Here is a 14,221-nt window from a genome sequence, read left to right on the forward strand (position 1 = left end):
TCTTGACTTCTGCCTTTCATTTGACATAGCCTTCAGCGATAAACCAATCGACAGCATCTTTTAAGGCTGCTTTTAAGGGAGACTGGGGTAGTCCCAACTCGCGGACAGCTTTACTAGCGTCGTAATACATGTGTTGTTGAGCCATCCGGACACCATCGATGGGGACTGAAGGCGTTTTTCCTAAAGGTGCCAGAATTGTCTCATCAATCCAAGCCACACTCAAGGGTATCCAAGCCGGGATGGTGCGCTGGGGTGCTGGTAAATTGGTAATTTCGGCAAGTTGTTCTAGTAGTTGCTTGAGGCTGAGGTTTTGGTGTCCCAAGATATAGCGATCGCCTGACTTACCTTTTTGTAACGCCAGTAAATGTCCCCAAGCCACATCCCGCACATCAATGAAATTTAGGCCAGTATCTAGATAAAAGGGCATTTCTCGCCGCAAAAACCGCAGGATAATATCTCCGGTGGGTGTAGGCTTAATATCTAAAGAACCAATTGGGCTACTAGGGTTGACAATTACGACATTTTGCCCTCTAGCGGCAGCTTGTTTCGCTTCTTGTTCGGCGAGAAATTTTGACTGTTTGTAACTGCCAATCAGTTTTTCTACTGGACTTTGATAAGTTTCATCGACAGGTTTACCGCCTGGCCCGACTCCTATGGCTGATACTGAACTGGTATAAACAGTGCGCTCAATTCCGGCTTTGTGGGCGGCTTCAAGAATATTGCGTGTGCCGATAACGTTGTGGCGATATAGTAGTTGTTTGTCTACTTGCCACAATGAATAATGGGCGGCAACATGGAATAAATATTGACAACCCCGCATTTGTTGCCAAATCTCAGGCTCTGTCAAATCGCCTTTGACTAGTTCTACATCCAAGCCGCGTAAATTGGCTAAATTGCTGCTAGGACGTACCAAAGCTGTGACTTTGTATCCTTGTTGCAGTAGTAACCGCACTAAGTGGGAACCGACAAAACCAGTTCCCCCTGTGACAAAGGCCTGCATTAATTTTTTGCCTCCTGACTAAAGCGCGGGAACCAGTCATCTAAGATGGCGTAAACTACGGGTACGACAATTAAGCTGAGGATTGTGGAACTAACTAAGCCACCAGCAATAGCAACAGCCATAGGCGATCGCAATTCTGAACCAGCACCTAAACCCAAAGCAATGGGTAACATCCCTAAAATTGTGGAAGCAGTCGTCATCATAATTGGTCGCAAACGCACTGGCCCAGCTTTTAAGATAGCGTCGGTGCGATCTAAGCCTGATTCACGTAGTTGGTTAATATAATCCACCAGCAAAATCGCATTTTTATTGGCCAGTCCTAATAAAAAGACAAAGCCAATCAGCGAAATCATCCCGAAGTCGCTCTTAGTAAACAATAGCGCCAGTAATGCCCCTACCAAGGCCAAAGGTAAGGAAACACCAATCACTACCGGGTCTACCCAACTTTTGAAGAGTAAAATTAGCACTACAACAATACACAGGGCTGACAACAACAAAGTCGAGGCAAAACTGCCAAATACCTCTGCCAAGCTGGCAGAATCGCCACCTAAATCAAGAGTCACACCAGGAGGTAAGACAGCTTTTGCTTCTGCCACAACTTTGTCAGTTGCATCACCCAATGATAAATTTTGACCAAGGTTGGCACTGATATAGGCGACTCGTTGATTATTCAAACGCTGAATTTGCAAGAATTGGCCTTGTTGATTAGCTTCACCGGTCACTGTAATATCAGCCAATCCGGGAATGTTGACTAAGCGTTCTTTAATGGCTTTGCTGGCCTTGGCTAAAGCTTGTAAATCATCACCTCGCAACGCCACTTGTAAAGGTTTTTGTCCACCTGTATCAACAAATTGAATATCTTCGACACTGGTTGTTACTCCCTTTAATGTGGGCAAGCTGGTGCGGAATTGGTCTTGCAGTTCGGCGGTGGTAATATTGCGGTCTTCTTTGAGTTTGATGTAGAGTGTGCCTTTATTTGGCTCGCCTTCACGGGAACCAACAGTAGTAAATACTGTTTCCACGGCTGGCGATTTCCTCACAACTTCTTCTAATTTCTTAGCAACGTCTAGAGAGTCGTTGAGGGGGTTAGGCAACTGGAAAGCTTGTCCAGAGGGGGGAAGACCTTGGGCAGCCGCCTGTTTTTGTAAAGCTGCTAAATCTGGTATTTGTGGTAAAGGAGCAGTATAAGTGATGTTAAACTCACCACGATCGAGTTTAGGGATAAATCCTTTGGGAATTAGGGGAATCAAGGCTATCCCACCTACAAAACTGAGGACTGCTAATGCTACGACTAGCTTACGGTGTAGTAAAGACCAGTGCAGTAAGTTGCGGTAAGCATGGTTAAACCCTAACCATGTCTTGGCTTCTTTTTTACGGGGTTTAGCAGATACAGGTTTTAGCCAGTAAATAGCCAGCACTGGTGATAAAGTCCGCGCCACCAGCATAGAAGCTAACATTGCAGCTGAAACGGTGATGCCAAAGGGTTTGAAGAATTGTCCAACTACCCCACCCATTAAACCTATAGGCAGGAATACTGCCACAGCTGTCAATGTGGCCGCAGTCACAGTCAAACCAATTTCATTAGTAGCTAATAATGCCGCTTGACGAGGAGTTGCACCATCTTCAACATGGCGCATGATGTTTTCGACATCAACGATCGCATCGTCAATAATACTGCCAATTACCAAGGCCAAAGCCAGTAGGGTAATTGTCTCTAAGTTGAAGCCAAAAATCGCCATAACGATAAATGTCGCCAACAACGAAGTTGGAATCGCCAGTGCCGAAATGAGAGTGGCTCGCCAACTCCACAAGAAAGGAAAGATCACCACAATTGACAACACTATGGCTTCGATGAGCGCGTCTATGGTTGACTTGGTGGCATGACGAATATACTCGGCTTGGGTCGCAGCTAAGGTGAGTTTGACATCCTTGAGGTTGGTTCTCAACTTCTGCACTTCTTTTTCTACCCGACTCACCACTTCTAAGGTGTTGGCGTTACCTCGTTTGATGACTTGAAAAGCCAGTGCATTTTGCCCATTAAACCTGACTAATGTGGCTCCGCTTTGGGGAAGTGCCGGAGTTGCATTTTGGGCGCTTGGTAATGCGGGTGTAGGGCTAGGCGCTCCTAACAAATTGACTTTCAAGACTCCCGGTACTTTGGTAATGACTGGGATAATTTTGTCTTGTGCTACCTTGGTCAATTCTGTGAGATTCTGCGAGGCACTCTCTATGGTGTAGCTAACGGCGGCTGATTCGTTCAGGTTCAGGGGAATAATTTTGTAATTTGCACCCTGCGGTAGACTTAACTGCTTAAGCGCAGTTTCTACCTTGCTGGTGGATTTTTCTAAATCAGTGCCAACTGCAAAAGCTAAACTAACGGCCGTTTGACCAGGATAGGCAGATGAACGCAGATCATCTAGTCCTTCCACAGAGCGTAGGCGCTCTTCAATTGGTTTGGTGAGCTTGGCTTCTGTATCGATTGCTGTTGTCAGTGGTGCTGTGGCGTTGACTACCACCACCGGAAAAGTAATATCTGGAAATAAAGCATACTTGAGGGAACTGAACGCCAAAAGCCCAGCTACCGTTACAGCAATCCAGAAACTCACTGTCAACCACGAGAAGTCAATGGCCAATTTGGAAATATTGAAGCGTTCTCGTGCAGATTTTGCGCTACTAACCTTTACCATCTTGGAAAATTTTGCTGGTGTCCCAATTAATTGTCATGCTACATTAATCGTCTCAAGTTTGGGTGGTTTAGTTTCTTGGGGTGGGCAATTTTACTTAATTAGTTTCTTAAAAAAGCATAAAGGATAAACGGTCAAAAAATTTCTTCTACTTAAACACTTAATAATTAATACTGAGCAATCAGCACTAGTACAACAAGGCAAAAGTAAAAAGTCAAAAGGAAAAAGAAAGAATAGTGATACTAAGCCTTTTCGCAATTCCAGATGGTCTGTTTATTTACGCCGAACTGCACTAGGTAATCAGTAATGTATTACTCTATGCTGAGAGCAAACTTGTGTTACTCACTACATCATCCTGGTTCTAACGGCAATTTTAAGCACACATAATTTTACTTATGAAAATTGGTTCTGTTGACCATAGGGAATTATTCTGTCGTAGTTTTATGGAGAGTTACAGGGAATATGAGCCTGAACATCTCCCTTGGCCTGATTTGGATAATGCAGCTTTGGAACTTTTGCGAAGCATTCCTTTTTGGGGTCAGGCTTTGAATAAAGAACGCCAAGCGGGCGTTATCGTCAGTGAATATGCCAAAACTTTAGACAGGGGCATTTTACAAGAGGCGATCGCTCTCCAAGGTGAAGAAGAATCTCGCCACGCTCGGTTACTGAAAGTGTTTATTGAGCGTTATGACATCCCTATGCCTGCTTGTCCACCCATCGAAATTCCCACCAACCTTGAGCAGACATTCATTGAATTTGGTTTTGAAGAGTGTCTAGATTCTTTTTTTGCCTTTGGCTTATTTGAAATTGCCCGTGAAGCCAGAGTTCTTCCTGAGCAAATCTTCACAATTTTTGACTCAATTGTTGATGAAGAGATACGGCATATTGTATTTTTTGTCAACTGGTTCACTGATTTGCAAATTCAACGTGGTTATGGGTTTTTACCACTGCGGAGTGTGAAAACTCTCTGGTACTACGGCAGAGCCTTGAGCAGTGTAATTAAGGCATTTGGTGAAGCTGACCCCAATGGTGCTGGGTTCACCGCCAGCGGAGCTAGTGTGTTTAGTCAAGATTTAACACTTGAAAAATTTCTCAAAGTGTGCATTCAAGAAAACCAACGGCGAATGAGTAAGTTTGACTCGCGAATATTGCAACCGCAACTGCTACCTCGACTCGCCAGCATAGCTTTGAGTATGCTCCAGTTACTACCAAAACGTAAAACTTTTGCGGAGGGTGTAAGGGTGTAAGGGTGTGGGGGTATGGGGGTGTAGGTATGTAAGAGTATCAGGTTGTAAGGTATGGGGTGTGGGGGTAAGAACTAGCTCCAAGGCTCAATTATGATTTTTGAATTTCTCTACCCTATACCCTTACACCTCTATACCCCTTTCATTCCCTCATACTCAACACAAAGATGATGACGAACAGTGTGATTTTAGTGCCGCAGGGTGCGGAGTATAAAGCTGTGTGCCGCAGCTTACGTAAAAATACAGAGTTGATGCCAAAGGTTTTATCGATACCAGTAGGGATGCAGCCTTTGACTAAATACTTGCAACAATGGGATAAACAGCAGGTGTCGCCATCAAAGGTGTTGGTAATGGGTTTGTGTGGAAGCTTGCGCCAGCGCTACACTGTTGGGGATGTAGTGTTGTATCAACATTGCACTTATCAAGGACAGGTGCAAGAATGCGATCGCAGTTTCACTACTCAGTTGTATTCTCCTTTACATCAACAACTATCTCTGGTGAAAGGATTGACAAGCGATCGCGTCATCTGGTCTGCTACAGAAAAATCTCATTTAGGTCAAACATCCGATAGTGATGTTGTTGATATGGAAAGTTTCGCCGCGGTGCAATTTTTTCAGCAAATGGGGGTAGCTGTTACCGTGTTACGTGTGGTTAGTGATGACTGTCAACATGATATTCCTAACCTTACAGATGCTATTAGTGCTGATGGTTCACTGCAAACTTTGCCTTTAGCATGGGGTTTGATTCGTCAACCTATAGCCGCTACTCGGTTAATTCGTGGCTCTTTACAAGGGTTAAAAGTATTAGAAAAAGTTACTCAATCTCTCTTCATCAACGGATAACCGATTTTATCGTCAGTCTACAGGTTTTGTAACAGAACACAGTCCTGATAAAACAAGCTCCACCACTCCCTACTTGCAACGCAGCATTTGCAGTGAATCAATACTTAAAATTTTTAACCAATAATTTACGATTTTTATATATAAGGTTGTGATATTTTATATTTTATAAAAACACTACCTTCCTTAGTATAGTTGGCAATTATATTATTTATTGTCGAGAGAATATAAATTAATATGAACCCCCGATTTGCAATCAGAAAGTCAGAGCGTAAAGGAGTTAGAGGTACAGCTAATTCCTAGCTAATATAGCTATTTAACCTAACCATAATATAAATTAATTGTTTTTTGATTATCTTGATTAAGGTCAAGATTTAAGCAGTTCTTAATATCAATAAAGGGTGAAATAAATCAAATTTAAAGTATGACATATATTAAAAGTGCGTTTCAAGAATTTATCGCCACTTTAGAAGGATTTGACCAATTACCGTTAGAAGTAATTGTGAGTATCTCGGAAAAACTTGAAGCTTGGCGCTATCGTATTGGACAGAAAATTATTGGTAACGAAAGCATACCGCAAAAAGTCATCTTTCTTTATGAAGGACAAGTCCGCCTCTTGGGATACGAACCGCAAACACAAACAGCAATTACTTTAAAATTGCTCAAACCAGGCGCAATAATTGGGGAAATTAGTTTCTTGCGTCAGGTTCCTTGTGAAATTGCGATCGCCTCCACAGAAGTGATATGTTTAGCTTTAAACCTTGACGAATATTCGCGCCTATTATCACAATATCCAGAATTTGCGAAAACTCGCCAAAATCACAGCAACATCTCCGAAGTTTTTAGTGTTTTAGGTGTACAAATAGCCAAGCAAGCTAATGCTGTTGCTAATTTTCAGGAACTATCCGAACAGGCTTTATTCAGCGCTAAAATAAATTACTTATCTCCTGGTAAAACTGCCTATAACAAACTAGATAGCAACAGTATTTGGTTTGTTAGTGGCGGCGAAATTAAGAATTTGGCTCCAGGCGATCGCGTCGAATTAAGTGATAATAGTTCAATTGAAGTTTTGGGAAGAACTCCCGCAAGGTTAATTGGGTTCGCTCCAGAAGATTTATCATTTTTAGATAACTATAATACTCCGTCTGAAGAACTTGCTATTAATGACACTCAACTAACTATTACAGACGAGTTAGATATTCCCTATGCTCCTGACGAAATTACTCCAGCAAACTATTCAGCACCAAAACAACAAAAATATTTAAAATATCCCTTCGTTCGCGGTAATGGAGAAGTAAATGCGACTTTTGCTTGTTTTCAAATGTTGTCCCAGCATTTACAAATTCCTTTGCGTCGAGAAGTTGTCCGGCGCATTTTATCTGAGCAAATTAAACGTCAAGGTAGTATATCTTTTCCAGCTTGTGCTTATTTAGCAGAATTAATTGGTTTAAAAGCGCAGTTAGTAGATTTACCTGCTAACACCCTTGAACGTCTTCCTACACCAGCACTAATTCGCTATCGAGGAAATTTCGCCGTTTTGTACGCCGCAGATGCACATCATGTTGTGGTTGGTGTGCCATCCCAAGGTATAGTACGCTGTAAACCAAAAGAATTGCTGGCGCATTTAGAACTTGAAGAAGGTAACTATCAGCCACAAATGCGGGTATTACTGCTGAGTGCTACCAAAGAAACACCCCAAGAACGATTTGGTGTATCGTGGTTTTTACCTTATTTGTCGCGCTACCGTCGAGTGCTAATTGAAGTCTTTATTGCTTCCTTCTTTGTCCAATTAGCACAACTGGCTAACCCCCTCGTCATTCAGCTGATTATCGACAAAGTAATTGTCCAAAACAGTATTAGCACTTTGAATGTTTTGGGAGTGCTACTGTTAGTAGTGGGACTATTTGAAGCTGTAATTAGTACTTTGCGGACTTACTTATTTGTTGATACAACAAACCGCATCGATATGGGTTTGGGTTCGCAGATTATTGATCATTTACTACGGCTACCACTGCGCTATTTTGAACGGCGACCAGTAGGGGAATTGTCAACTAGAATTAATGAGTTAGAAAATATTCGGCAGTTTCTCACAGGGACAGCGTTAACTGTAGGGTTAGATGCGTTATTTTCAGTAGTTTATATTGTTGTCATGCTGTTTTACAGTTGGCAACTGACTTTAGTCGGTTTAGGGACAATTCCGATATTTGTTGTTATTACTTTAATTGCCTCGCCCACCATCAGTAAACAATTACGCAACAAAGCCGAACGCAACGCCGAAACTCAATCTTATTTAGTTGAGGTAATGTCTGGTATTCAGACAGTGAAAGCCCAAAATATTGAATTGCGATCGCGCTTTTCTTGGCAAGAGCGTTATGCTCGTTATGTGGGGGCTGGATTTAAAACTGTTGTCACCTCTACCTTGGCAAATTCTACTAGTAGCTTTCTGAATAAACTCAGTAGTTTACTAGTTTTATGGGTAGGTGCTTATTTAGTTTTACAAGGCGAACTGACATTAGGGGAATTAATCGCTTTTCGGATTATTTCTGGTTATGTTACTGGCCCAATTTTACGGTTAGCACAACTCTGGCAAAACTTCCAAGAAACTGCCTTATCTTTAGAACGATTAAGTGATATTGTTGATACGCCAGAAGAAGGCGAAGCTGACAGAGGTAATATTCCTCTACCAGCAATTGACGGTGCAATTAAATTTGACAACGTTTCCTTCCGATTTACACCTAGTGGGCCACTGCAACTTTCTAATATCAATATTGAATTTACCGCCGGACAATTTGTCGGTATTGTTGGGCAGAGTGGCTCAGGTAAAAGTACGATGATGAAATTGCTGCTGAGACTTTATGATGTGGAGTCAGGCAGAATTTTAATTGATGGTTATGATATTGCCAAAGTTGAACTTTACTCTTTAAGGAGACAGATAGGCGTAGTCCCCCAAGAAACATTGTTGTTTGATGGAACAGTACAAGAAAATATTGCTTTAACTAACCCGGAAGCAACTACAGAAGAAATTATCGAAGCAGCGCGTGTAGCTTGCGCCCATGAATTTATTATGGGCTTACCCAACGGTTACAATACCCGCGTTGGCGAAAGAGGTGCGGGACTTTCTGGGGGACAGCGCCAAAGAATTGCGATCGCTCGTTCTGTACTCCAACGACCAAAACTGTTAGTCTTAGATGAGGCTACCAGTGCCTTAGATTACCCTACAGAACGCCAAGTTTGTTTAAACTTAGCCAAAGCCTTTCAAGGTAGCACAGTATTTTTCATTACTCATCGCCTAAACACCGTCAGCCATGCAGATACTATCGTTGTCATGGATGCAAGCCGAGTCATAGAACAAGGAAGTCATCAAGAATTAATGGCTGCTAAAGGTCATTATTATTACCTTTATCAACAGCAAGAAGTTAATTTGTAATTGGTCAATAGTCAATCGCTAATTATTCATTAAAGGTAAAACTACTATGACTCAAATTAATGGTAATCGTCTCAATGGCAATAATGGTAACGGTAAACATCCTTCAGAAACTACAACAGAATCACCCGTATTAACATCGTCAAATAAAGTTTCACAACAGCCTTTAATTAATCAAAAATTTGATAACTTTGAACAGTCTGTTGTTTTACGCCAATCTCCGGTTTGGTCACGCACAATTATGTTGACCTTAATCGTATTAGCTTGTTTTGGCATTGTTTGGGCTTATGTTGCCAAAATTGAACAAGTTGTACCTGCTACAGGTCAATTAAAACCCCAAGGAACTGTCAAAGATGTGCAAGCACCAGTGAATGGCGTAGTCAAAGAAGTTTATGTCAAAGATGGTCAAAAAGTTAACAAAGGAGACTTACTACTAACCTTTGAAACTGTGGCAACTTTAGCAGAATTTAATTCATTAATTCAAGTTCGTAATAGTCTAATTAGGGAAAACCAAATTTATCGCCGTTTGATGAGTTCTAGCTATACTGTCGGCTCGGAACTGGAATTTTTACGGAGTAGATTACCAACAGATGCAGTCTTTTTGTTGAAAAGTCGCGCAGCATTAGTTGGTGAAAATGAATTGTTGCGGAAAGAATTAAGAAATTCAACCAATACTCAAGGACTGGGAGTCGACGAACAACAACGTTTACAAGTGTCTAAATTAGAATTAGCAACTCGTGCAAATGCAGCACAATTAGAAGTTGAGAAAACTAAAAAACAACTCACACAAAATCAAGTTAAAATCGCCGATACACAATCTAGTTTAGCTATTCAACAGCAAATTTTCGATAAACTGAAAATACTAGCTGAACAAGGTGGTATTTCTCAGCTACAATATCTCAATCAACAACAACAAGTACAAACACTGCAAGCCGAAGTCGCTCAATTACAAGAAGAAGACAAACGTCTCAAATATGATATAGAAAAAGGACGACAAGAATTAACTAATACTGTGGCGGTTTCTGGGAAAAATGTTTTAGAAAAAGTTTCGGAAAATAAACAACGCATTGCTGATATCGATAGCCAGTTTATCAAAATTGTCCTGGAAAACGAACAGCGATTGGCAGATATTAACAGCAAAATTTCGCAAGCTCAACTCAATCTCAGATATCAAGAACTACGCGCCCCAGTCAGCGGTGTAGTTTTTGATTCACAAGTTAAAAATCCGGGTTTTGTTGCTAATGCTACACAAAAACTCCTGCAAATAGTCCCTAACGATAACTATATTGCTGAGGTATTTATCACGAATAAGGATATTGGGTTTGTGCGGGAAGGGATGAAAGCTGATGTGAGAATCGATTCCTTTCCATTCAGCGAATTTGGTGATATTAAAGGAGAGCTAATTTCCATTGGATCTGATGCTTTACCACCAGATGAAACCCATAAATTTTATCGTTTCCCAGCCCGAATATCTTTAGATAAACAAGCACTAAATTTCAACGGTAAACAACTACCATTGCAGTCAGGGATGTCAACCACAGTTAATATTAAGGTGCGCGAAGAAAGAACAGTGATGAGTCTATTTACTGAGATGTTTACTAAGCAAATTGACAGTTTAAAAGAAGTCCGCTAAATCCGCAATTTTTGCGTATTGGGTGATAGGCGATCGCATTTACGCTAAAGTAGAGGCGATCGCATATTTATTTTTACCTACCTGTATGGTTTTCCCTCAACGCATCGAACCTGCACCCGGACAAGAATCAGTATGGGATTATCCCCGTCCCCCGCGCTTAGAACCTACCAACAAACATATCCAGATAATTTTTAACGGCGTAACCATTGCAGACACCCACAACGCCAAACGTGTTTTAGAAACTAGTCATCCGCCTTCTTACTACATCCCCCCGGAAGATATCAAAATGGAATACTTGATATCAGTACCCCAATCTAGTTTTTGTGAGTGGAAAGGACGCGCAGGTTATTACACCATCCGCGTTGACGATAAAGAAGCCCAAAACGCAGCTTGGTATTACCCCAGCCCGACAACCGCTTTTGCCTCAATTAAAGATTATGTAGCCTTCTATGTCCATCTGATGGATGCTTGCTATTTAGATGGTGAAAAAGTTCAACCACAACCAGGAAACTTTTATGGAGGTTGGGTTACAAGCGATATTGTCGGGCCATTTAAAGGCGGGCCAGGTACTTGGGGATGGTAAGTTTCTGAGTACTGAGTTGAAACAATCAAAACCCTCTCACCTGTCACCTTCTTCCTACTATCAATACTTAAAACAACAACACCCAAGCATCTACTCACTTAGCGATTTCCTCACATTCATCACTTACTTTAGGCTGTTACTGATATATCTTCAATCATCAGTTACAACGCCTCAGTTTACCAAGCAGAGGAAATATTAGTGTTCGAGTTGGGTGTTGTTGTTAGGACGAGACAGATTGAAATCAAACAGCGTTTTTACCTCTTAACTAATTTGAACATTGGCTGTTAATCTGCCAGGGAAGCTTTTTAGCTTCAATTACTAAATTATCACAGCTAAATCAACAGAATAGGATTTGATACTAAAGTTTACTATTTGACTTATAACACTTACATAATATGTTGATAAATATTAAGCGAAATATCTATCCATTGTTTCCGGCTTAAGTTTGTCTGGGATGACGAAAAATGTTTCTGCAAGGGCTAATTCTCGTGTAGGTAATTCTAGAGTGTTGTCACTAACCTTTACTTTACGCGATCGCAAATCGGACTAATATGTATGCTGAAATGCTTATAGCAAAACATATAAACCAGCAACTTATTAAATCTTGCTACTTACTAGTTTTTGGTTGAAATATTAAATAAGTTCCTCCTAAACCTTCTACAATCGTGCGTGTATTTGCAACCATCATTTTTTGATAACTATCACCATCACTTTTTGTTTCTCCTAGATTATCAGTATAAAGTCCTCGTTCAGAAACTTTGACCTCTGCTGCTTGTGCTACTGATTGAACTAATTTCGGATTAATATTTGTTTCAGAAAAAATAGTTGGGACTTTAGCTTGTTGGATTTCGTTAACTAAATTGTTTATCTGTCCGTCTGTTGGTTTGTCATTTGGGTTAATACCAGCTAAAACTCCTGCTAGTGGAATACTATATGCTTTGGCGTAATAAGCCAGTGCATTATGGGTTGTAACTAATTTACGTTTCTCACGAGGAATAGTAGCTATTCTTGTTTTTATCCAACTATCTAACTGAGTTAGTTCACTTTTAATTCGTTTAGTATTACTATTATAAACTCCGGCATTATTAGGCTCTAATTTTTTTAGGTTGTTGCTAATTACCTCCAACATTTTGATCCCATTTTTAGCATTGTGCCAAATATGAGGATCTATAACTCTTTGTCCATCTTCAATAAATCTTTGTGGCTTAGGAACTGCTACCTGACTTACAGCTATTTTTGGTGCAGTATTGCTACTTGATTTAATAATTCTCATCAAGCCTGGTTCAAAATTGTAGCCATTATAAAAAATCAAATTAGCTTGGTCAATAGTTTCACGGTCTGCTGTGTTTGGTTGATAGTTATGGGGGTCAGTACCTGGAGGAATTAAACAGGCGAGATTCACTGTATTCTCTGCAACTTGTTTAATTAAGTCACATAATATGCTGGTTGTAGCCACAACTTTAGGAAGATTTTCATCTACTGTTGTGGTTTGAGTAAATGAAGTATTAGTTGCTTGTCTTGCACAACCCACCAATCCAATCAATAAGGTAATAAAAGCACCGCGTAAGGAATGAATAAATAGTAATTTGTTTAGCATAATTAATTCCTAGTAGCTAGACTGAATATAACGATCATCATTATTAATCAATAACAGTGAAATGTTAGATATTCAGGACTAAGTATCAGATTGCATAAGTTCATGGCAAAACAGATACACAAACTCTGTGTACCCTGTGTTTACCTCAGCGCTACTTTGCGTTTAAAAAAGGATCAATTAAAAATTGTTCAACAAAAAGATGAGGGAATTTTATACATCTTTTGACCAGATAATTAACTCGCCTTGTTCACCACCTGCGGCGAGAAACTGACCTTGGGGATGCCAAGCTAAGGTGGAGAACCCGGCGGTAGCACCTGTGAGAATTTGGGATACTTGCGAAGCTTCTGTCCACAAACACAATAAACCATCAGCGCCAGCGGATGCTAACAAAAAGCTTTGGGGTGCAAAGGCGATCGCATTAATCACATCCACATGATTAGTTAACACTCGCGCTTCCCAACCTAAAGATTCATCCTCTAACTTTTCCCAGACGACAATACCCTCAACACTAGAAGATGCGAGTATGGGCGCACCTATTTCAGTAGTAGCTTCCGACCATGCCAACTGCCGAATCTTACCAGGAAAGCCACGCATAATCCAGGGGTCGGGGTTGCTCCAATCCAAAACTGTGACGCTGCGATCCATATTCCCGGAAGCCAAGTATTTGCTATCAGGCGACCAACCCATAGCTACACTGACAGTTGGCATAGTCAGAAAGAATGGTTCTTCATCCCAGTTTTTACTCTCCCAAATCTTGACTCCCTGATAACCACCAATGGCTAAATACTGGCCATCACTGCGCCAATCTATCCCTAAAACTGAGGAGTTATCAAAATTTAAGGTGACGATTATCTCGTGCTGATCTGCATCCCAGACTTGCACATAACGCCCCAAACTAAAAGCTAGTTGGTTACTAGTATGATTCCAAGCCAACTTATCTACCCAGGCTGGTGCATTTTCTAACGTGGCGATAAGTTCATGTTCCCGCCAAATTTTGACTTGTCCATCTTGTCCACCAACGGCTAAAAATTTGCTATCGGCCGAAAAAGCCACACAGTCTACAGATTTACCGCTACCACTTTGCAACTCTATGACATTACCATCATTCCATAGCACCACCTCTCCAGCCGCAGATGTCGCCGCAAGAATTTCACCTTCAGGAGACCAAGCTAATGCTGTGACATAATCTGATACCATTTCACTAAAAAAATGATAAA

The 14,221-nt window shown here is 41.0% G+C and carries 9 protein-coding genes; 5 read left to right on the forward strand and 4 right to left on the reverse strand.

The window, feature by feature from the left end; genetic code table 11:
• Positions 1–16 precede the first annotated feature (16 nt).
• Together hpnA and NCWK1_RS20175 are read right to left on the reverse strand one after the other, a co-directional pair.
• Positions 17–1,000, reverse strand: a complete 984-nt coding sequence (gene hpnA, locus NCWK1_RS20170; RefSeq protein WP_103125934.1) for a hopanoid-associated sugar epimerase — start codon at positions 998–1,000, stop codon at positions 17–19.
• The gene (locus tag NCWK1_RS20175) at positions 1,000–3,687 is read right to left on the reverse strand and encodes an efflux RND transporter permease subunit (protein WP_103125935.1); all 2,688 of its coding nucleotides are present in this window, start codon (positions 3,685–3,687) and stop codon (positions 1,000–1,002) included. The genes hpnA and NCWK1_RS20175 overlap by 1 nt, the downstream gene beginning before the upstream one ends.
• A 392-nt stretch (positions 3,688–4,079) precedes the next feature.
• Between NCWK1_RS20175 and NCWK1_RS20180 the strand changes: the two genes are divergently transcribed.
• The 5 genes from NCWK1_RS20180 to NCWK1_RS20200 all read left to right on the forward strand — a co-directional run bounded on the left by NCWK1_RS20180 (position 4,080) and on the right by NCWK1_RS20200 (position 11,407).
• Positions 4,080–4,931, forward strand: coding sequence for a ferritin-like domain-containing protein (locus NCWK1_RS20180; protein ID WP_103125936.1), 852 nt, complete (start codon positions 4,080–4,082; stop codon positions 4,929–4,931).
• A 167-nt stretch (positions 4,932–5,098) separates the two neighbouring features.
• Positions 5,099–5,770, forward strand: coding sequence for a 5'-methylthioadenosine/S-adenosylhomocysteine nucleosidase family protein (locus NCWK1_RS20185; protein ID WP_096578599.1), 672 nt, complete (start codon positions 5,099–5,101; stop codon positions 5,768–5,770).
• A 421-nt stretch (positions 5,771–6,191) separates the two neighbouring features.
• Entirely contained in the window at positions 6,192–9,194 is a 3,003-nt protein-coding gene (locus tag NCWK1_RS20190) for a peptidase domain-containing ABC transporter (RefSeq protein ID WP_096578597.1), read from the forward strand.
• A 46-nt stretch (positions 9,195–9,240) separates the two neighbouring features.
• Positions 9,241–10,824: an HlyD family type I secretion periplasmic adaptor subunit gene (locus NCWK1_RS20195; protein ID WP_103125937.1), complete on the forward strand. Its 1,584-nt coding sequence runs from the start codon at positions 9,241–9,243 to the stop codon at positions 10,822–10,824.
• 85 nt (positions 10,825–10,909) lie between these two features.
• Positions 10,910–11,407 carry a DUF427 domain-containing protein gene (locus tag NCWK1_RS20200; RefSeq protein ID WP_103125996.1) on the forward strand — a complete coding sequence of 166 codons (498 nt, stop codon included), beginning with the start codon at positions 10,910–10,912 and terminating at the stop codon, positions 11,405–11,407.
• A 607-nt stretch (positions 11,408–12,014) separates the two neighbouring features.
• Here NCWK1_RS20200 and NCWK1_RS20205 read toward each other — a convergent pair.
• Positions 12,015–13,004 carry a metal ABC transporter solute-binding protein, Zn/Mn family gene (locus tag NCWK1_RS20205; protein ID WP_103125938.1) on the reverse strand — a complete coding sequence of 330 codons (990 nt, stop codon included), beginning with the start codon at positions 13,002–13,004 and terminating at the stop codon, positions 12,015–12,017.
• Between the two features lie 210 nt (positions 13,005–13,214).
• Positions 13,215–14,201 carry a WD40 repeat domain-containing protein gene (locus NCWK1_RS20210; protein ID WP_103125997.1) on the reverse strand — a complete coding sequence of 329 codons (987 nt, stop codon included), beginning with the start codon at positions 14,199–14,201 and terminating at the stop codon, positions 13,215–13,217.
• Between the last annotated feature and the right edge of the window lie 20 nt (positions 14,202–14,221).

Origin of the sequence: Nostoc cycadae WK-1, assembly GCF_002897135.1 — a bacterium.
Lineage (GTDB): Bacteria > Cyanobacteriota > Cyanobacteriia > Cyanobacteriales > Nostocaceae > Nostoc_B.

Coding starts and splice junctions, on each gene's coding strand:
- hpnA (WP_103125934.1), bottom strand. CDS start 1,000: ATGCAGGCCTTTGTCACAGGGGGAACTGGTTTTGTCGGTTCCCACTTA.
- NCWK1_RS20175 (WP_103125935.1), bottom strand. CDS start 3,687: ATGGTAAAGGTTAGTAGCGCAAAATCTGCACGAGAACGCTTCAATATT.
- NCWK1_RS20180 (WP_103125936.1), top strand. CDS start 4,080: ATGAAAATTGGTTCTGTTGACCATAGGGAATTATTCTGTCGTAGTTTT.
- NCWK1_RS20185 (WP_096578599.1), top strand. CDS start 5,099: ATGACGAACAGTGTGATTTTAGTGCCGCAGGGTGCGGAGTATAAAGCT.
- NCWK1_RS20190 (WP_096578597.1), top strand. CDS start 6,192: ATGACATATATTAAAAGTGCGTTTCAAGAATTTATCGCCACTTTAGAA.
- NCWK1_RS20195 (WP_103125937.1), top strand. CDS start 9,241: ATGACTCAAATTAATGGTAATCGTCTCAATGGCAATAATGGTAACGGT.
- NCWK1_RS20200 (WP_103125996.1), top strand. CDS start 10,910: ATGGTTTTCCCTCAACGCATCGAACCTGCACCCGGACAAGAATCAGTA.
- NCWK1_RS20205 (WP_103125938.1), bottom strand. CDS start 13,004: ATGCTAAACAAATTACTATTTATTCATTCCTTACGCGGTGCTTTTATT.
- NCWK1_RS20210 (WP_103125997.1), bottom strand. CDS start 14,201: ATGGTATCAGATTATGTCACAGCATTAGCTTGGTCTCCTGAAGGTGAA.